Here is a 19,467-nt window from a genome sequence, read left to right as displayed (position 1 = left end):
ACAGTCTTGTCTATTTTTTAAATTTAGAACGTAACTTTTGTAAAAAAGATTCGGGTTCCAATTCTGGACCATAACCGTAACCATATCCATAAGCTCCATAACCATATCCATATCCTTTTTTAATATCAGTATCGTTAATCAATAAAGCCATATTCGGAAGTTTATTTTCCTGATGAAGTTGATACGGAACACGCAACAAGCCTTTTTCTAGGTAATTTGCTCGTATTACATATACAAAAGCATCGGCATGCTGAGCAATTAAAAGTGTATCGGTAACTAAATGAACCGGTGATGTATCTACAACAATATAATCAAATTCGGATTTAAGTTTTTCAAAAAACAAATCCACTTTACTACTCATTAACAATTCAGCAGGATTGGGTGGTATAACACCCGATGGAAGCACATAAAACGATTCGTAACTTGGTATTTGATGAATCAGTGTGTGAACATCTAAATCTTTGGTCGACAAATAATTGGTCACACCTTCCTTTGGAAGATGCATATAATCTTCCAATTTCGGGTTTCTAATATCCATACCAATCAACAAAACCTTTTTACCAGATAACGCAATTGTTCCTGCTAAATTAACCGCTATAAATGTTTTACCTTCTTTAGGCAAAGTTGATGTAACAAATATGGTTTTAGCAATATCGTCTTGCACCTGATTCAGCATAAATTCCAAATTGGTTCTTACAATTCGAATCGCTTCAGCAGCACTTGATCGACTGTTTGCCTCTATAACCTCTTCGTTGGATAATGATGTTGGAACATCTCCTAAAATTGGTATTGACAGTTTACTTTCCACATCGTGTCTGCCTTTAATTTTGTTGTCCAACATACTCAACAAATACAAGATACCCAATGGTAGAGCTGCTCCAATTGCAAGCGCCATCATGTATATGGATCTTTTTTCTGGAGAAATTGGAGCATGAGACGATATTGCCGGATCTATAACTTTTGCATTAGGCGAAGTCACTGCTAAAGATATTGCCGTTTCTTCTCTTTTTTGAAGCAAATAAAGATACAGTTGTTCTTTTATTTGTTGTTGTCTCCCTAATGATCTAGAAACTCTTTCTAAGGTTGGAATTTGAGAAATTTTACCATTAAATACAGAATTTTGATTGATAAATTCTTTCTTTCTAATCTCTAAAGTCGATTGCAAACGAGTCAATGTCGATTTAATATTTTCTCGTAAAGCATCAATTTTTTTACTCAGCGTTAGAACAACAGCATTTTTCGGTCCAGCATTTTTCAACAGACGGTTGCGTTCCAAAATCATCTGATTGTATTGATCAATCAACCCAGAAGCATTAGCATCGGTAGTTAAAATATTTGAAGGAATTAAATCGTATTCTTTGCTATTATTAACATAATCCATCATGGTAGCAACTACCTTTAGTTGGGTTTCTGTTTCAATTTCTTTCTTTTCAAAAGCATCTGCATTATTCAAATACAAGCTAGATTCGGAAGTAATATCGGTAACATGATTCTTAATTTTGAATCCTTCTGTATTTTTCTCAACATCTTCCAGCTCATCAGCAATAATTTTTAAGCGCTCATTAATAAACTTGGATGTGTTTTCGAAAATTAAATTTTTATCGGCTACAACGTCTTTGTTATAAACTCGAATCAAACCATTTAAAAAATCTTCAGCTTTCTCACGAACAGGATCCACTACAGACAACTCAACAATAGTCGTTCTGTCACCTGCTTTCTTAATAGTAAGTCTGCTTTTAAAACTTCCTGCAACCGAAGAAACAGGGCGCATTAAAACGATTACCTTAAAAGGATTTTCTTTAAAATTTTTCCTTTTATCAGTTTCATAAACAACTGCTTCACCTTCTCGTAATTTTAAAACCTCACCAAATTTATATATCCCTACTTGGTTTTCAGCACGATCATACAATACAAACTTGTTAGCACCTTGGCTTAAAACTTTATAGATAATAGTTTGCTCATCATACCCGTCTTTAAGCTTATAAAAACTAAAGCGTATTGGTGATTTCTTATATAATTCTTCCGATTTTACACGGCCTTCATTGATGTAAAAAATATTAAGATTCAGCAATTGAACAGCGGCTGTTACTAAAGTTCTAGATTTAATAACTTCTATCTCATTATCCAAATTACTCTTAACTCCAGACAAGACAGCCAAATCCGAAAAAGCATTCATTTCAGAATCTGCTCCTCCTTTTTTCTCATCACGCAGCATTAGTGTTGTAAAAGCACTATATTTTGGGGTCGTATATCGCAAATAAATATAAGCCACCATTAAAGAAAGGAATACTCCTAAAAGAATCCATTTCCAATGGCTTAAATAGTATTCCACTTGGTCACGTATATTGAAACCTCCTGAAAATTTATTTTCGGTTGGTGTTACATCATTTTGCATTTTATCTCGTAAAAATTAAAATTACACCTATTGCAAAAGACAAAACAGATAAGGTTGTTCTAATATCGGAACCAATAACGGAACTATTTACCTTTGTTTTGTTTGGTTCTACATAAACCACATCATTTTGAGTAAGATAATAGTACGGCGAATTAATAAAATCCGACTTTGTTATATCTATTTTTTCAATAGTTTTTTCTCCATCTTTTTCCCGAATCACCATTATATTTTTTCTTTTACCGAAAATTGTAAGGTCGCCCGACATACTTAAAGCTTCCAAAAGCGTTATCCTTTCTCCCATTACTTTATGCACTCCAGGTCCAGACACTTCACCTAAAACCGTAACTTTAAAATTAGTGATTCGTAATTGAACAGAGGGATTAGAAATATGGTCTTTTAGCAGTTCTTTTATTTTTTCAGAAGCTTCCATTCGTGTTAAACCAGCAATTTTAATTTTGCCGATTTGAGGAAAGTCAATTTCACCGTTTTTATCAACTAAATACCCATCCAACTGATTCTGACCTCCCATTGCTTCTTGAACCCCTGCAGACTTTAAATTGTATGGTGCTGCCACTTCGGGATTTTCTGCAGAAACAACAATCTGAACCATATCATCCGGTTGAATGTACAATTCATACGAAATGTTTTTAGCGTTAGCAGAAGGTGTATTTTGCAGATACGCAATTTTCTTAGGAGAGGCGCATGACAACATTCCTAAAAAAACCAACAAAAGTGTATATTTAACTAACAATCTCATTTTAATCATGAATACAAAGGTAATTTATTTGTCAAAGCTAACTATTTATCCAATTCCTTAAATTCAGAGTTCATACTCAAAAATTCCGGAACAATACGTTTCATTTTGGCAACTATTGCTCCCGATTCCAAGTTTTTAGAAACTTTGACTAGTTCTTCCACTTGCGTATTGATATCCAAATATTGATCGTTAAGATCTTTGGCAATCATAATTTTCTCATGGTGCGTCGGCAGTGTTTTAGAAGAATCATTTAACAGCTCTTCATATAATTTTTCACCTGGTCGTAACCCAACAATTTCTATTTTTATATCCTTATCCGGACGTAAACCGGCTAAACGAATCATCTTTTTAGCTAAATCAATAATTTTGACTGGTTTACCCATATCAAAAATAAAGATTTCACCTCCTTTGCCCATTGCTCCTGCTTCCAAAACAAGTTGACAGGCTTCGGAAATTGTCATAAAATAACGAATAATTTCTGGATGTGTAATGGTAATTGGACCTCCATGTGCAATTTGTTGGGTAAAAAGTGGCACTACCGAACCATTTGACCCTAAAACATTCCCAAAGCGGGTGGTAATAAATTTTGTATGATTATCAGCTTGTTGGATAAGATGAAAATAAAGCGACTGCACATATTTTTCTGCTATGCGCTTGCTTGCTCCCATAACGTTACTCGGATTAACCGCCTTATCGGTTGAAACCATAACAAAGCTTTCTGCTTTAAATTTTGCAGCTAAATCGGCAATGTTTTTTGTTCCAAGTACGTTTGTAAAAACGGCTTGAGATGGATTTTCTTCCATCAGAGGTACGTGCTTGTATGCAGCAGCATGATACACCACATTGGGTTTGTATTTTTGAAAAACCGAATGCATTATACTATAATCTCTTATATCGGCAATTATAGTTTCGATAACCGCTGACGAATTTAATTTTCGCAATTCTAAACTTAAATGATGCAACGGTGTTTCTGCTTGATCAATTAGAATAACCTTAGCTGGATTAAAAGCACATACCTGCCAGACAATTTCACCACCAATTGACCCAGCGGCACCGGTAATCATAATCGTTTTATTTCGTATTTGATTGGAAATAGCATTATCGTCCAAATGAATTGGAGGTCTTTCCAATAAATCTTGGATTTGAAAGTTTTTAATTTTTCTGGAAATATCTTCCTGACTTTCCCAATCGGACAAATCCGGAACCGAAAGAACCTTGAAATTAAAGTCTAAACACTCATCGACAAGAGCAAACTTTTCATCATTTGTCAATTCCTTATCTGCAATAATGAGCGCACTTGCTTTATTTGAACGTAATAATACCGGAATTCTTCTTTCATTATCAAAAATGGGTAAATCCAATATACGCTTAGATGTATTTTTATTAGCTTTATCAATAAAACCAACTATTTTATATCGCATTGGCGTTTCTAAACGAAGTGCATTGGCAATGGAAATAGCATTGGTATCGGTTCCAAAAATTAATGCTCTTGTTAAACCGGCATCTTTACCTATTTCTCTGTAATGTTCAAAAACCTGTTTTACAATGATTCGGTATATCAATAAAAAAACAAAGGATAAAACTATACTGATAAACAAGCGAGTATTTAAGAACAATTTTCCATTTCCAAAAACTTCTGAAAAACTATTAACCAGTAATAAAAACAAAAAAGTTGACGATTGAGCCATAAATAACTTAACCGCATCAATAAAACTCGAATGGCGAATAATTCCAGAATAGGTTCTGAAAATCCAAAAGAAAAATATGGTAACGCACAAATACAGTCCTGTAATTAAATACAGATTATAGTTGATTGCAAAGTCAAGCCCGATTCCTTTTAAAAGTAAATGTCCCAGAAAACCAGACACTAAAACCATAAAAATATCTATGGCAAGTATAATCCAGCGTGGTAAATAGCTTAAGTTTTTAATGGCAAAATTAAAACTGCTCCCTCTCAACACGTAATTGAATGTTGATTTTAAGGTTCGCGAATTGTTTTTCTTGTCTGCCATCAAGCAAATTTATTTAAAAAATCTATTTAGAACACTCAAAATTCGTTGTTTGTCTTCTTTTGTTAAATTAGACCCCGAAGGCAAGCAAAGTCCATCTTTAAAGAGATTCTCAGAAACTGAAGTTCCATAAAAAGGATATTTCTCAAAAATAGGCTGCATATGCATTGGTTTCCAGAGTGGTCTGCTTTCAATATTTTCAGATTCTAAAGCCAATCTTAAATCTTCTCGGGTTTTCCCAACTACCGCTTCATCAATGGTAATTGCGGATAACCAATGATTGGAATAAAAATCTGATGTAGGTTCTGTAAGAACTCTAACTCCTTTGATATCTTTAAAAAAATCGGTGTAAAATTGATGATTGGCTCTCCTTAAATTGACATGATCTTCCAAAACTTCCATCTGGCCTCTTCCAATTCCTGCACAAATATTACTCATTCTGTAATTGTATCCAATTTTAGAATGCTGGTAATGAGGGGCATTATCTCTGGATTGTGTGGCGTAAAAAATTGCCTGTTCTTTCAATTCTTTAGTTTTAGTAACTAATGCACCGCCTCCAGAAGTTGTTATAATTTTATTTCCATTGAACGACAATATGCCAAAAGCACCAAATGTTCCACATTTTTTTCCTTTGTAACTGCTTCCTAGAGCTTCTGCACTGTCTTCAATTACAGGAATATTATATTTATTGGCCACCGCAAGAATTTCATCCGCTTTAAAAGGCATGCCATATAGATGAACCGGAATAATTGCTTTTGGAGTTTTACCTTTTGAAATACGGTCTATAATTGCTTTTTCTAGCGCCTCCGGACACATATTCCATGTTTCCGATTCGCTGTCAATAAAAACAGGAGTTGCTCCCTGATACAGAATTGGATTTGCAGAAGCCGAAAAAGTCATACTCTGACATATAACCTCATCTCCGGGTTTTACATCTAACAATATTAAAGCTAAATGCAAGGCAGCCGTACCTGAACTCAGTCCTCCAACATGAACATTTTCCTGAAGAAATTGTTCTAAATCATGTTCAAAACCGGTAACATTAGGACCTAATGGCGCAATCCAATTAGCCTTGAAGGCTTCATTAATATATTCAAGTTCCTTTCCGCCCATGTGAGGAGAAGAAAGCCATATTTTTTCATTTGTCATTTTCTGATGGTTAAATTCTGTATCGGAAAATCATATCACAAATGTACTGAAATTTAACAGATATGCCTATTTAGCGAAATTTTTGAAACACTGTATCGAAAATAATTTTAATATCGCCCCAAAAACTTCGAGTATAATAGTATTCTAAGTTCATTTTTATTTTATCCGGAAAAATAACTAAGTCGTTATATTCAAGAGGATTATCTTGTAGATTTAACAGGTATTCTTCATCAAAATATTTCAAAGAAGCTTTACTGGTAAGTCCTGGTTTTAATTCTAAAATCTTTCTGTTTTCCCCTTGAAGCAAATCATAATATCCTTGAATATCAGGCCTTGGTCCGACAACACTCATTTCTCCAATAAAAACATTGATAAATTGAGGGAGTTCGTCCAACTTACTATTTCGGAAAAATGAACCAACCTTAGTAACCTTTCCATCAACCATGGTACGTAATTTAATTATCGTAAATAAATTACCGTGCTGTCCCACCCTCTTTTGCAAGAAAAAGCCATTGTTTTTAGTTTCTATAGCGGCAATAATCCAACAAAGCATAATCAACCAACCAAATACTAGCAATGCTATTAAGGAGAAAAAAACATCAAACAATCGCTTTAAAATCATTTTTTGGTACTGTTTATTATTTTTCCCGGCACACCAACTACTACCGAATTATCCGGAACATCTTTGGTAATAACCGCACCAGCACCAATAACAGCCCATTTGCCTATTTTAATTCCTGGAAGAACTACCGCCCCTATTCCTATATGAGTTCCTTCGCCAACACTAACACTTCCTGCTAAAGCGACACTTGGAGAAAGGTGTACAAAATTTTCCACAACGCAATCATGTTCAACAATTGCTCCAGAATTAACAATACAATGATCCCCAATTTTAGCATCGGCATTAATTACCGCGTTTGGCATAACAGCAATCCCTTTACCTAAATTAACCGATTTACAAACCACTGCAGAAGAATGAATTGCGTTGTAAAAGTCAGACTGCAATCTAGAAGCAATTTGTTTACGTGTGGCATTGTTTCCAACGGCTATAATACATAATTCGTTCTCAGAAATTAGTTTATTTTGAGAATGAAAAACCGGCAATCCGAATAATGTTTCCGATTTTGGAAAATCGTCAACAAATCCTTGTATATCATCTACATTATTACTCTTAACAATAGATGCAATTACTTTACCATGTCCGCTTGCGCCAAATATGTACATATCAATTTCCTTTAAAAGGTTCGGCAGTTGCAACAGATTCTCCCGAAATTCCTTCGCTTTTAATTACTTTTTCAATCGTTTTCCAGAGTATGATTACATCCAATTTTAGTGAAATATTTTGGGTGTACCAAACATCGTATTCAAATTTTTGCTGCCAGCTTATGGCATTTCTTCCGTTAACTTGTGCCCAACCTGTAATGCCTGGACGAACATCATGACGTTTTTTTTGGTTTTCATTGTACAATGGAATATACTGAACCAACAAAGGGCGTGGCCCAATTATACTCATCTCCCCTTTTAAAACATTAAAAAGTTGCGGAATTTCATCTAAAGAAGTTTTACGAATAAATTTACCCACTCCGGTTAATCGTTCAGCATCGGGCAACAAATTTCCGTTACTGTCTTTTTTATCGTTCATGGTTTTGAACTTGGCAATTGTAAAAATCTTTTCATTTTTACCGGGTCTTTTCTGAAAGAAAAAAGGCTGACCTGAATTGGACACAAACAATGCTAGAATTAACACAACTAAAACAGGTGATAAAACCAAAAGGCCAATCAATGCAATTAAAAAATCGAATAAACGCTTAAAAAAATTACGATACATGTTCTAGATTTTGATATTCATTCAGCAAAGCTTCCCAAATGTATTTTTGCTCAAAACGATCAACAATTGCAACCCGCGCATTTGATTTTAAAGTTTGATATAAATTCAAATCGGTATACATTCGTGACATTGCCTTACACAATTGATCTTCTGATTTTGGTTCAACAATAATCCCGTTGTAGTCCGGAATTATAATTTCATTGCATCCGTTAATATTACTAACAATACTAGGTAACCCCATGGCTCCCGCTTGCATAACCACGTTGGGGAAACCTTCACGATAACTCGGAAACACCAAACAATTACTCACAGCCAGATAAGGTCGTACATCATTTTGATAGCCTGTAGAGCAAATGCTTTTATTAGATGCAATTATAGCTTCGGTTTTTTCCAACAAAGGATCCAAATCACTTTCGGTTGGTCCCACTAGAAGCAACTTTAAATGTGAATTGGTTTTTGAAAGCGCATCGAATGCAGCAACTAACTCATTAATTCCTTTGTCACCCACCAATCTTCCTACAAAAACAAAAACGAAGTCGTCTTGTTGCAATTCAAATTGCTTTTTTACTTCCTCAAGCTGAATTTTAGAAACAGCATCCAAGTTAAAATAATTGGTATTGATACCGTTTGAACTTCCATTACCAATAACTTTCAATTTCTTTACATCACAAAAGTTTTCATCAAGAATAATCTTTTTCAATCCATTAGAATTCGGATACACTTTTGTAGCAAAGCGGTATGTTAGTTTTTCCACAAAAGCCAAGATTTTACGCTTAAACCCTGTACTTTCCAACAAGGGCAATCCTGCAACGGTGTGCAATCGATTAGGAACATTTGCTAAAAAAGCTGCCATCATTCCAACAATTCCAGCTTTTGGCGTATGCGTATGAACAACAAAAGGTTTTTCTTTCTTAAGAAATCGATACAACTTCCAAACTGCAATTAAATCCTGTAAAGGAGTAATTTTCCGTGTCATTGCTACTGAAAAAGTTCGCACGCCTTCACGCTGACCAAACTCTTCTAAACGTTTTGGGTCTGACGAAATAGCAATCACTTCATAATACTCACTCATAAAGCACAACTGATTTTCCAGCAGCTTTTCTAAGGATAGCGGAACCGTTGTTATACGAACAAGTTTCTTCATGATTTTGATTTCAGTTGCTTTTTGGTCAAAGCAAAGGTAAGAATCCACAGCAAAACTAAACCAAGAAAAGGCTGTATCATTATTTTAGTACGAGCAAATATTCCAAAGCCTGAATATCGTTGCACTACAAATGCGGAAGTTATTAGTGCGAAAAACAGAATTATTTTCATTATTTGAGAGAAATGAATTTCTTTTCTTTTCCAAATAAAAATCACAATTGCAACAAGATGCAACAGCAACCAAAAAACATTTTCAAACCCTAAAACAAAACCATAAAAAGTTGGAAATTCATTAAGAAGAGGTCGAAACCAAAATGTGAAAATTTTATACGGGTAAGAATATTGAATCATTGGCACATAACTACCCGAATTTTGGAATGATCGCAATGAAAACTCATTAAATTTTTCAACACGTTCGAGGTTTAAATAACGAATTTCGGTTAATTGCAAAACCATATATAAAAGGCCAAAAGCAACAAATAAACCTGCGACAGTCAATCGTATTTTTTGAATTTTACTTAATGTGTTACCCAAAAGAAAAACGCCTATAACGGTGGCTAATAAAAATAGCGCGATATGCGGACGGATACAAATCAATAAAAATGCCGAAACAACCAGTGAAAACGAAAAATAATTTTTGCGAACTATTTCCAACAACAATGTAGTTAAAAGCAAGAAACAGATGGGTTCTTTTCCTAATCCGGAAGTCCAAAAATGAAGATTAGGTAAAAGTAGTAACACATAAAAAAAGTTTACTCCAAACACTACACAAGGTTTATTCAAAACAATTTTTCCCAATCTGTAAAACTGTAAGATTCCAAAAAAGCCAATACAACTGTAAATCAAAAAACCTAAACGAATATCTAGTGCTAAAACTTTTGCGGGAAAATAATTCAATAGCAATAATACGTCTGAACCATAATGAAATAACTCAGAAAAAACTTTTGTTTGTGAAGCTTTCATTTGAAACCAATACAATGCAGCGTCACCACTAAATTTAGAGTAATAATCCCAATAGAAAAAAGTAAAAATAAAATGATAGCTCGCTAAAAAAACTAAAAGTGAATTTGATTTAATAAAATTGAAACAACGAAGCATCATGATTTTTTTTGCAATTCTTTTCGATAGGAAAACGACCAAAGAATAAAGATAAGCAATCCTGGTAAAAACATGTTTCGCATTCGAATCATAATTCCAAGATTTCCAAGCGATTGAGAAAAGGCTAAAGTACCAATAACTAAAAACAACACTAGACCTTTTATTACAAAAGGAGCTGCTTTAAAAGTTTGCATTGGCTTGTTTTTAAATATATTCACCGAAATAATAAGCAACAATAAATTTTCGATTGAAGCAATTGCCGCTGGAATTCCGTTAATATCAAAAAAAAGCGGTCGGAACAAAAATGTGAATACTTTTAAAGGAAACGGATAAGACGAAATATCAATCCTAGAACCCGAAGTAGCTCTACTCAATAAATCTGCTTTCTTTTCCGAGAATTGTTCGAAGCTATCGATAGAAGTTTCTTCAATTTTAGCAAATTCCATTACCGAAGGTAAAATGGCAATACCTATACCAATCAAGACCAATGAAAAAATCACTCGTTTAGTACCCGAAACTTTAGAACTGAAGACATAAGAAAGTCCGAAAGCGACCAAAAGAAAAAGAGTTATGTGTGGTCGTATAAAATATGAGATTCCTAGTGAAATCAATAACAAACCAATACGTTTTAATGGCTGTAACAACCCGTATGCGAACATCCCAATACAGAAAAAAAGCAACGTATCTTTTCCGACACCACAACTCCAGAAATGAAGATTAGGCATAAAAAAGATTAAGGGAAACAAATCGTACTTATTATATTTAGAATTGTAGGGAACTGTTTGGTAGGCTATCACATAAAAATAGCACAAACCCATAAACCCTAAAAGCGAATAAAGCATTGTCCCTGTTAGATAAGAGAGTCCTAAAATTTTAGCTGGGAAATAATTTATTGCGAATAAGAAGTACGTTCCTTTTTGATCACTTATAAAACGATAAAAATCTTCGGAAGACATTCCGCCAGCCACTTTCCAGTACCCAATTGCATCACCTTGCACAAAAAAACAATAATACAATCCAAACACAACATGAAAGAACCACAATTGTTTAAGATGTTTTAAGTGAATAGCCCCAACATCGTTTTTAAAAACATTGGTAAATCCTATGCCGCTCGCAAGAATAACTAGTAGTATAATTATATCCAAATCTTCTCTTACGTTAAGGTGTTTAAACTGCTCATTTTTGCTGTTTATGAATCGCTGCTAGCTTAGTTTCTACAATTGCAACTACATACTTTAAACAAATGTAAGACTAATTTCTTTATCTTAATATTGTTGCCAAAGCCTCAATTTTTGCTTGTACAGTGTATTTTGTTTCAACCATTTTTCGTCCGGCGCTACCAAATGTAAAATTCTTAGAGCTATCGTTGAGCATACTTTGCAAAGTAACAAACCATTCATCATGTGTTTGAGCCAAAAAACCATTTAAATTATTCTCAATCACCACTACATTCATTCCCACAGGAGAACCGACTACTGGAATTCCGCATGCCATATACTGAATTAACTTATAAGCACATTTCCCTTTTTCCCAATCGGAATCTTCTAAAGGCATTATTCCGATATCAAACTGTTGAATGGAAGATACTTCTGTGTTTTCTGCCCACGGCAAATATCGAATCGGAAAAGCGACATGTTCTTCGCCTGTAGCACCAACAACATGCAATTCAAAATCTAAATTTTCATAAATTCTTTCAAAAACTGGAAATAGTGATTTTACATATTTAAATGTAGAAGGCGAACCAATCCAACCAATTACAGGTCTTGCTCTTTGCTCTTTTTTTACGATTGAATAACGTGAAATATCAATAACCGTGGGAATCAATACAATATTTTTTGCTCCGGCTTTTTGAGCGCGATTGGCTAAATATTCATTCCCTGCAATTACAGTATCCGAAAATTTCATAACACGATCAATCTTATTGCTTAAAAAACGACGAATCCATTTGTTAGGATGCCGATCGTAATTATGAAAAATTGCATCGTCATAATCGGCTACATATCGTATTCCGAAGAAACTCATAAACTGTTCGAACCAAGCAGGAAAATAAGGAAACAATTCCTTTTCCAAAACAATTTTATGGTACTTAAAAACCGTAAACAATACAAAAAAGCGTTTTATGTAACCTTGTAGTGCAATTGTTGTAGTTGATTTTCCGCTATATAAAGCATCCAGATATTTTTCTGAGAACAATGGCTTTACAACAATTTCAAAACCCTGTTCTTCTAGAAACGGAAAATACTGATAACTCCGAAGCCTACTACTGGCTCCTTTTCGGGTATATTTGGTTAGATATAAAATTTTCATAATCGCGCTAATACTTTACAATAACTTTCTGCACTTTTAGAAAGCGAAAAATAAGTAATCCCAACCTCACGAATTTCTTGTTTAGAAAAACCTTTGCAATTTTCAGCAAAACGAATAGCATCGGCTATGGCATTTTCTTGTTCGTGATCGAATAATTGACATCCATCAACTTTAGTAAGCAATAATTCGGTATCTCCAATTCCTTTTGAAGCGATTGTTGGCAAGCCCATTAAAAGATATTCCCCTAATTTTATAGGAGCCACACCTTGCATGCTAAACGTAGGTTTACGAATAGCAAAAGCCACATCGGCAGCAGTAAGATATTCCGGAACCTTTTCAAAAGGTACACTAATAACCGTGATTGCATCTTTTAAATCTAATGGAATCCGTTCTTCAGCAAACGACTGATTTCCAGTTAAAATCAAAAATTTGGCTGATGCATGAAGTTTGTAATACCCTTTAAAAACAGCCATCATCTCCTCCCATCCATACTGCGGCCCAAGTGAGCCACAATATACAAAGAGCAAGGCATCTTCAGCAATATCTAATAACTTTCTGGTTCTTTCTCGAACTGCTTCGTCATTTCTAAAGAACATTTCATCTCTACCATTAAAAACTACAGAAAACTTATTTTGATACGATGTTTCAATAGTTTCCAAATGAATTTTTATTGCTTTCTGGGAACGTGTTATTACTTGATCTGCCTTTAAAAGCAACTTCCTTTCCTCATTCTTAAGAATTTGATACTGTTTGCTATTTGTAGAAAGTCCAGAAAAATCAACCCTTTCTTCTAAAGGCAATCCATCCGCATCAAATAAAACTTTACAATTCTTCAAGCGTAATCGATTTACCATAACTGCAGGCATAGTACTCCGTGGCATTACTATATCAATACCTTGCTCTTTAATATATCGTTGAATATATCGGATTCCTAAAAAAACTGTTACAACACTTCCTATAACTGCTAATGGTTTTCGTTGTATTGGAAAAGCCTTGTACGATATCCCAAACGATTTTGCAAGGTGCTCAGTAGCTTTAGTTTTTGATGCTGATGCCCAAGTAAATTGTAGCACATGAAAATCTATTTGCTGATGCTTCTTTATTTCGGCAAAAATTGGAATAAACAAGCCTTCCATATATGAAGTTTGCGGACCGTCCCAAGTTATAAAAAGTACTTTTTTCATAGTAGTAAACCTAAGCAACTGCCTCCTCACTGGAAGCTGCACTAGGAATGGTAGTATATCTTGATTTAAAACGTAAAAAACGTTTTTCTAAATAAACATACGAAAGATGTGATACAATAACAATAGCCAAAATTACTATTACATACACCAAAACCAAATGCAAAATTGAACTTGAAAGTGTGAAATTTTTCATCAGTAAGGCCATCAAACAAATAATTAACGGATTGTAAACATACAACCCAAACGAAATTTTACCCAGATAATCAAAAACACGATTTTCAAGAGAGATAAATGGTTTTCCAGAAATCTGATTAAAAATAATCACTAGGGTTACTACAGAAATAATTTCGTGATCAATAATAGATGCAATATGAAATTTACCTATAGCAACAATTAAAAACACACCCCAAGCAATACTCCCACTCAATACCGAGCACAATAGCTGAGTTTTTTTTCTTTCATAGTAGTAGAAATAAGCTCCTAATCCCCCGATGGCCAAACATCCAAAACGGGTATAATGCAACAATGCTTGTATTTCTGCTGAAGCGTTCAAAAACTTCAACCCGAATTTTACACCCATAAAAATGAGAATAAAAAAAAGTAAGAAGCTTTTTAATCGGGTAACCTTCTTAATAATCCATGGCCAAAAAGCATAAAACTGCTCTTCTACGGCTAGTGACCAATAATGTGCTAGCAATGGTATCGTTGCCATCACTCCTCCCGCAGCATGATACGAAAAAGGCACATTTGCAAATATAAAAAGGTAATACCAAATTAGCGTTTTATCGGTTCCTAAACCAAATAAAATTACCGCAACAAACAAGTAAAAAAAGTAGAGTGGCCATATCCTTAATATTCTACGGATATAAAATTTGGGAATAGCAATGGTTTCTGTTTTACTTTTTTCGGCAAGTAACAAATACGTAATTAAAAACCCGCTTAACGCAAAAAACACAGTCACACCAAATCCAGCTAACGATAATCCAGCTTTTTTTTCAAGGCCGAACTTATCCAATCCAAGATTAATATGCGAGACAATTACTGCAAATGCCGCCATTGTTCGCAAACCATTTAATCCCGGAAAAAATATTTTAGTCGACATGCAGCTGCTATATTTTCAAAACAGTTCATTAGAATTGTATAAATCAATACTCAAAAACTGTTGTTTTCTTACTATTATATTCGCAAAATACGATTTTTTCGAATGATACTAAGATAAAATTGGTGGCTTTAGTATTCTATCAAAACTGCATTTATCTATACCAAAAGCTATATAACAAAATTAAAATGAGTTCCTTTTGAAAAACTAACAAATGTAGGATCTAGTAAAGTAGGACGAACTGCGAAGGTTGTTGCAATTTTATCAACCAAATCTGTTTCACCAATTCGATTCGAATTATCAACAAATATGGTAAAGTTATCGGCCATAACACCTTTAATATGTTTAATGTTTGTTGCTCTACTCATAATGTTTGACTTATGCCAAGCTGCAGGACCATCGATAAGCGCTAAATCAAATCGGGTACTCCCAACGATTTCGGAAATAATTGCTTGAGGATATTCATATGAATTTTCTATATCGCTGCTTTTAATTGTTGGAGCATGAATGAACTTAACAAAATCCAACAACTTTTCTTTCTCCAAAATATCTTTTACAATTGCTTGCCATTCGGAATTCTCATCAACAGAATAAACAACACCTTCTATTTGATTCAATTTGAACAATCTAGCGATTATGATTGTTGAAATTCCAGTTCCCAACTCCAAAACAGTAGTACGTCTATTCACTACAATATCGTTGGCAATGCAAGCTAACAATCGGAATTTTAAAGACGAGGTAGTAAAAGGCAGATACCTTCCTTGATGATACAATTTCTGTAATAAAAAAGCCGGTAATTCTTCGTTTTTGTGGCGGAAAAACTTGCAAAGCAATGCATCTACTTTTGTCTTTAAATTCTTAACTATACTCATTCTTAAAATTATTTTAATGCTGCAAAATACAATTTTTCAACCTTTGCGACATAACTTTCTTCCGTAAACTCTTTTTGTGCTTTTTCAAATCCCGATTTACCCATCTTATCACGAAGCGGCTTGTCGGCACATAACATTTTCAATTTAGCCGCAATTTCTTCCGTTTGAAAACGCTCAACCAGATACCCCGTAATTCCATCATCAACAATATATTGCATACCTCCAACCTTTGTAGCAACAACCGGCAATTCATGAAACATTGCTTCAGCCAAAACCAAACCGAAAGCCTCGTAAGCTGATGTCAGACAAAAAACATCAAAAAGCGCATAAAATTTAGCAGTATCGGATTGGTACCCTGCAAAAACTACTTGGTCTTGAATATTTAACTCAATCGCCAACTTATGATAATTTGCCAACTCCGGTCCCTCTCCTACCAAAACAAGTTTTGCTTTGTATCCCGAATCTAATATCAGTTTGAAAGCTTTTAATAAATCGGAAAATCGTTTATGACTATCCATTAACATTCGTCCAACCGAACCAATCACCACCTCATCTTCCAGAATATTGAGTTTACTTTTTAATTCTGAAACTTCAGTTTGAGATACTTTTCTTGGCATTGCTACACCATTGGTTATTAGACAAACTTTATCATCTGATATCTTTAATTGTTCTTTTAGGTACTTTGTTGCTGCTGGGGAAACGCCAACAACTTTATCTGCCATTGCAGCAAATAATTTCATTAATAAATTCCCTTTCCAGGTTCTATTTTTTGGGTCGGAAGTTTCTTCAATAATGATGGTTGGAACTCGCTTAAAAAAACCGTTAACGGCAGCCATAGTTACCCCTTCGAAAACTGCTCCGTGAATAATGTGCGGTTGAAATTCTTCGATAACTTTAATTACTTTTTTATGTTGTTTAAAATCAAACGGCGATTTCAGTTTACCAATTTCGATTACTTCAACTCCATTCGCACGAATTTCATCTGCTATATTCCCTTTAGCGACCGTACAGATTATTTTAAGTTCAAATTTAGATTTGTCCAAATGTTTTGCCATAGATAAACGTCTCCGCTCTACACCTCCTGAACCTATGGTTTCTAAAATATTCAAGACTCTTATCATGATAAACTTTGGTAAAGATTTTCAAGGTTTTCTACATACTTCTGAATCGAAAAACGGTCATTCACAGCTTGCTTTGCATTTGAACCGATTCGAGACAATTCTTCTTTAGGCAATTGAACTACCTCAGAAAGTTTCTCAAAAAATGCAGTTTCATCACTTGGATTGAACAACCAACCCGTTTCTCCTTCGGTTATAAATTCTGGAATACCTCCTACATTGGAGCATAAACAAGATAAGCCTTGCTGCATAGCTTCGACTACCGCAATGCCAAAACCTTCAGAATGTGATGGTAATACGAATAAATCAGCCTGGGCTAAATATACTTCCGGTTCACTTGTAAAACCAGTTATTTGTACTCTGTCTTGTACGTTTAATTCTTGAATTAGTTTTTCTAACGATGAGCGTTCCCTACCATCACCAACAAGTATTAATCGTGTTTGTTTATTTTCTAATCGAGCAAACGCTTTGATAATTAATTGTTGATTTTTAACAACTTCCAAACGCCCAACATTAACAATGGTAAAATTGACAGATGTATTCCTTTGAATTTCTTTTGGGGCGCTCACAGGATTATATACGACTACACCTTTATTTTCAGAAATTTCACCAATCTCCTTCAAATAATCCTGAACCGCTTGTGATACACAAATTACAGCATCAACAAAACGATAGCAGTTTTGGAATACTAATCGTGCTAATTTTGAATGATTTGGGAAGCCAATTTCTTCGGCAAGGATTACTTTTACTCCGGCAAGTTTAGCCGCGATAACTCCATGAAAATTAGCCTCCGCAGCAGCAGTATGTACTACATCGGGTTTAATTTTTCTAAACCATTTGTACAACATCCAAATATTACTAAGGTTTTTAATTGCCGGGTTCTGATTGAACAAGGTAACTGAAAATCCCCTATCTAAAATTACTTGAGATGCATGTCCTCCATAACCTATGGCAGCAAAAAAATACTCATTTTTCAACAAAGTAGCATCTTCAGAGAAAAGCAAATATTTTCGCTCCTGACCTCCAAAATCCAACAATGTGGTGATTCGTACTATTTTCAATGCCATAATATTGTTCTGATATTCCGTAAAATTAACTTTGTTTTATACGCTGCATTTTTTTCCACAAATAAATTACGACAAATACCGATAACATAAAAACTATAATTGTCATTACCACTTTTGAAAAAAAAGAACAATCCCTTAAAAAATAGACCAGCACTGTTAGTATTGTTGTTGCTAAAAACCAATAGCCCGGATAATAATTTACAGTGGAGTTTTCTTTAAAATCTCGAAGAAAATAACCTGAATACCCCATAAACATTAAGCTTAAATACGTTGTAACAGCAGCTACTTTATAACCAAATATTGGAATACAAATGAGGTTCATTAAAACGTTAGTTAACCCTGCAATAAATGTAATTTTCCATAAAATTTGAGTCCGTTCTAAATAGAAAAGTTTATTGATGGAACCGTAATACATTGCTCTGTAATTGTATGCCATAACTACAATAATACCAATTGGATAGGTTGCTGCCAATGTATCATTTTTAATTAAAAGCTGGAAAATTTCTTTCATCCAAATACAAGCTACAAAAGAAGCAAGAAAAAAAGCGCCTTGAAGTACAAATACCAATTCGCGTGCAGCTTTCTCATCTTTTCGCTTGTAACAATCATTCATTAAAGGTGTAATGGCAAAACCACTTACCATTCCTATTGAGTTAAAGAAATTACCAACAGTATACGCTGCATTGTATTTTCCAATATCATTAATTGGTACCGATAAACGTTCCATGACAATTTTATCGGACGTATTCAATAAAAAGGTTGAGTAATAGTGTGGAATTGTTGGCAAAGTTACCCGTAAATATGATTTTATTCTTTTCCAAGAAATTTTAAAAATAGGTGTGATTTTATATTTAAAAAAAAGTGGGTAGAAATAAGACAAATTCCCTAAAACGGTCACAATAAAAATCGAGTAAAACCAACCGATGTAACCCATTTTAAGTTGTGCAATAAAAAACACATTTAGTAAAATGGTCAAGGTTCCAAAAACAGCTGTTCGTATGGCGATAGAAACTGGTTTTTGACGAATTTGAAAATAGGTTGAGCCAATATTAGCAGTTGGCCCAAAAAACAATCCTACACCAACATTTAAGAAAATCACCAAAAAGACCTGATCGACTTCTTTAGGCATTAAAAGCCACAAAAAAAGAACTTTAAATGCTAGGAAAACAATATTCCACAACATTAAAAACCCATAAATTTCTCTCCAAATCTTTACATACCAGTTGGAATGCTTGAAAAATGTATTGACTAAAACTACACGAAGTCCTAAAGAACTAAAAACCTCGATAGCAGCCATATATGAAGTTATTACACCAAAAATACCGTAATCTTCTTCTGTTAAATATTGAGTGATAAGGGGTAACGAAAAAATCCCTGCTATTTTAGGGACCTGATTGGCAATGCCATAAATAAAGGTATGTGAAAAGAGTTTTTTTAACAT

17 protein-coding genes are annotated in these 19,467 nt (G+C 34.2%); all 17 read right to left on the bottom strand.

Annotated elements, in window-relative coordinates:
• Positions 1 to 10 precede the first annotated feature (10 nt).
• The 17 genes from ACZ1JT_RS08985 to ACZ1JT_RS08905 all read right to left on the bottom strand — a co-directional run bounded on the left by ACZ1JT_RS08985 (position 11) and on the right by ACZ1JT_RS08905 (position 19,467).
• Complete coding sequence (locus tag ACZ1JT_RS08985; RefSeq protein ID WP_465093493.1) at positions 11 to 2,395, bottom strand: GumC family protein; 2,385 nt, start codon at positions 2,393 to 2,395, stop codon at positions 11 to 13.
• Position 2,396: 1 nt separating this feature from the next.
• Positions 2,397 to 3,152 (bottom strand): polysaccharide biosynthesis/export family protein, encoded by a 756-nt coding sequence (locus ACZ1JT_RS08980; RefSeq protein ID WP_465093492.1) that lies wholly within the window; start codon positions 3,150 to 3,152, stop codon positions 2,397 to 2,399.
• A gap of 41 nt (positions 3,153 to 3,193) precedes the next feature.
• Positions 3,194 to 5,164: a polysaccharide biosynthesis protein gene (locus ACZ1JT_RS08975; protein WP_465093491.1), complete on the bottom strand. Its 1,971-nt coding sequence runs from the start codon at positions 5,162 to 5,164 to the stop codon at positions 3,194 to 3,196.
• A gap of 9 nt (positions 5,165 to 5,173) precedes the next feature.
• The gene (locus ACZ1JT_RS08970) at positions 5,174 to 6,310 is read right to left on the bottom strand and encodes a DegT/DnrJ/EryC1/StrS family aminotransferase (protein ID WP_465093490.1); all 1,137 of its coding nucleotides are present in this window, start codon (positions 6,308 to 6,310) and stop codon (positions 5,174 to 5,176) included.
• A 70-nt stretch (positions 6,311 to 6,380) separates the two neighbouring features.
• Entirely contained in the window at positions 6,381 to 6,932 is a 552-nt protein-coding gene (locus ACZ1JT_RS08965; protein WP_465093489.1) for a sugar transferase, read from the bottom strand.
• Positions 6,929 to 7,534 (bottom strand): acetyltransferase, encoded by a 606-nt coding sequence (locus ACZ1JT_RS08960; protein ID WP_465093488.1) that lies wholly within the window; start codon positions 7,532 to 7,534, stop codon positions 6,929 to 6,931. Before ACZ1JT_RS08960 ends, ACZ1JT_RS08965 begins: the two co-directional genes overlap by 4 nt.
• Position 7,535: 1 nt before the next feature.
• Positions 7,536 to 8,138, bottom strand: coding sequence for a sugar transferase (locus tag ACZ1JT_RS08955; RefSeq protein ID WP_465093487.1), 603 nt, complete (start codon positions 8,136 to 8,138; stop codon positions 7,536 to 7,538).
• A complete protein-coding gene (locus ACZ1JT_RS08950) occupies positions 8,128 to 9,282 on the bottom strand; it encodes a glycosyltransferase family 4 protein (protein ID WP_465093486.1) in 1,155 nt (384 codons plus the stop codon). The genes ACZ1JT_RS08955 and ACZ1JT_RS08950 overlap by 11 nt, the downstream gene beginning before the upstream one ends.
• Positions 9,279 to 10,382 (bottom strand): hypothetical protein, encoded by a 1,104-nt coding sequence (locus ACZ1JT_RS08945; protein ID WP_465093485.1) that lies wholly within the window; start codon positions 10,380 to 10,382, stop codon positions 9,279 to 9,281. The genes ACZ1JT_RS08950 and ACZ1JT_RS08945 overlap by 4 nt, the downstream gene beginning before the upstream one ends.
• Positions 10,379 to 11,524 carry a hypothetical protein gene (locus ACZ1JT_RS08940; RefSeq protein WP_465093484.1) on the bottom strand — a complete coding sequence of 382 codons (1,146 nt, stop codon included), beginning with the start codon at positions 11,522 to 11,524 and terminating at the stop codon, positions 10,379 to 10,381. The genes ACZ1JT_RS08945 and ACZ1JT_RS08940 overlap by 4 nt, the downstream gene beginning before the upstream one ends.
• A 115-nt stretch (positions 11,525 to 11,639) precedes the next feature.
• Positions 11,640 to 12,686: a glycosyltransferase family 4 protein gene (locus tag ACZ1JT_RS08935; protein WP_465093483.1), complete on the bottom strand. Its 1,047-nt coding sequence runs from the start codon at positions 12,684 to 12,686 to the stop codon at positions 11,640 to 11,642.
• Positions 12,683 to 13,870, bottom strand: a complete 1,188-nt coding sequence (locus ACZ1JT_RS08930; RefSeq protein ID WP_465093482.1) for a glycosyltransferase — start codon at positions 13,868 to 13,870, stop codon at positions 12,683 to 12,685. Before ACZ1JT_RS08930 ends, ACZ1JT_RS08935 begins: the two co-directional genes overlap by 4 nt.
• Before the next feature lie 10 nt (positions 13,871 to 13,880).
• Positions 13,881 to 14,972 (bottom strand): acyltransferase family protein, encoded by a 1,092-nt coding sequence (locus tag ACZ1JT_RS08925; protein WP_465093481.1) that lies wholly within the window; start codon positions 14,970 to 14,972, stop codon positions 13,881 to 13,883.
• A 167-nt stretch (positions 14,973 to 15,139) separates the two neighbouring features.
• Positions 15,140 to 15,841, bottom strand: coding sequence for a class I SAM-dependent methyltransferase (locus ACZ1JT_RS08920; protein ID WP_465093480.1), 702 nt, complete (start codon positions 15,839 to 15,841; stop codon positions 15,140 to 15,142).
• Between the two features lie 8 nt (positions 15,842 to 15,849).
• On the bottom strand, positions 15,850 to 16,962 hold the full coding sequence (locus tag ACZ1JT_RS08915) for a glycosyltransferase (protein ID WP_465093479.1): 1,113 nt from the start codon (positions 16,960 to 16,962) through the stop codon (positions 15,850 to 15,852).
• Entirely contained in the window at positions 16,959 to 18,026 is a 1,068-nt protein-coding gene (locus ACZ1JT_RS08910) for a glycosyltransferase (protein WP_465093478.1), read from the bottom strand. Before ACZ1JT_RS08910 ends, ACZ1JT_RS08915 begins: the two co-directional genes overlap by 4 nt.
• A gap of 25 nt (positions 18,027 to 18,051) precedes the next feature.
• Positions 18,052 to 19,467, bottom strand: coding sequence for a lipopolysaccharide biosynthesis protein (locus ACZ1JT_RS08905; RefSeq protein ID WP_465093477.1), 1,416 nt, complete (start codon positions 19,465 to 19,467; stop codon positions 18,052 to 18,054).

It is taken from the genome of Flavobacterium sp. IC2-16, from assembly GCF_055521455.1.
The sequence above is the reverse complement of the archived record's forward strand: the minus strand, read 5'-3'. Positions and strand labels throughout refer to the sequence as shown.

Bases quoted from the DNA above. Each gene is read 5' to 3' on its own strand.
- ACZ1JT_RS08920 (WP_465093480.1), bottom strand. From the start codon at position 15,841: ATGAGTATAGTTAAGAATTTAAAGACAAAAGTAGATGCATTGCTTTGC.
- ACZ1JT_RS08960 (WP_465093488.1), bottom strand. From the start codon at position 7,534: ATGTACATATTTGGCGCAAGCGGACATGGTAAAGTAATTGCATCTATT.
- ACZ1JT_RS08980 (WP_465093492.1), bottom strand. From the start codon at position 3,152: ATGAGATTGTTAGTTAAATATACACTTTTGTTGGTTTTTTTAGGAATG.
- ACZ1JT_RS08910 (WP_465093478.1), bottom strand. From the start codon at position 18,026: ATGGCATTGAAAATAGTACGAATCACCACATTGTTGGATTTTGGAGGT.
- ACZ1JT_RS08985 (WP_465093493.1), bottom strand. From the start codon at position 2,395: ATGCAAAATGATGTAACACCAACCGAAAATAAATTTTCAGGAGGTTTC.
- ACZ1JT_RS08915 (WP_465093479.1), bottom strand. From the start codon at position 16,962: ATGATAAGAGTCTTGAATATTTTAGAAACCATAGGTTCAGGAGGTGTA.
- ACZ1JT_RS08925 (WP_465093481.1), bottom strand. From the start codon at position 14,972: ATGTCGACTAAAATATTTTTTCCGGGATTAAATGGTTTGCGAACAATG.
- ACZ1JT_RS08965 (WP_465093489.1), bottom strand. From the start codon at position 6,932: ATGATTTTAAAGCGATTGTTTGATGTTTTTTTCTCCTTAATAGCATTG.
- ACZ1JT_RS08930 (WP_465093482.1), bottom strand. From the start codon at position 13,870: ATGAAAAAAGTACTTTTTATAACTTGGGACGGTCCGCAAACTTCATAT.
- ACZ1JT_RS08945 (WP_465093485.1), bottom strand. From the start codon at position 10,382: ATGATGCTTCGTTGTTTCAATTTTATTAAATCAAATTCACTTTTAGTT.
- ACZ1JT_RS08970 (WP_465093490.1), bottom strand. From the start codon at position 6,310: ATGACAAATGAAAAAATATGGCTTTCTTCTCCTCACATGGGCGGAAAG.
- ACZ1JT_RS08975 (WP_465093491.1), bottom strand. From the start codon at position 5,164: ATGGCAGACAAGAAAAACAATTCGCGAACCTTAAAATCAACATTCAAT.
- ACZ1JT_RS08950 (WP_465093486.1), bottom strand. From the start codon at position 9,282: ATGAAGAAACTTGTTCGTATAACAACGGTTCCGCTATCCTTAGAAAAG.
- ACZ1JT_RS08935 (WP_465093483.1), bottom strand. From the start codon at position 12,686: ATGAAAATTTTATATCTAACCAAATATACCCGAAAAGGAGCCAGTAGT.
- ACZ1JT_RS08955 (WP_465093487.1), bottom strand. From the start codon at position 8,138: ATGTATCGTAATTTTTTTAAGCGTTTATTCGATTTTTTAATTGCATTG.
- ACZ1JT_RS08905 (WP_465093477.1), bottom strand. From the start codon at position 19,467: ATGTTAAAAAAACTCTTTTCACATACCTTTATTTATGGCATTGCCAAT.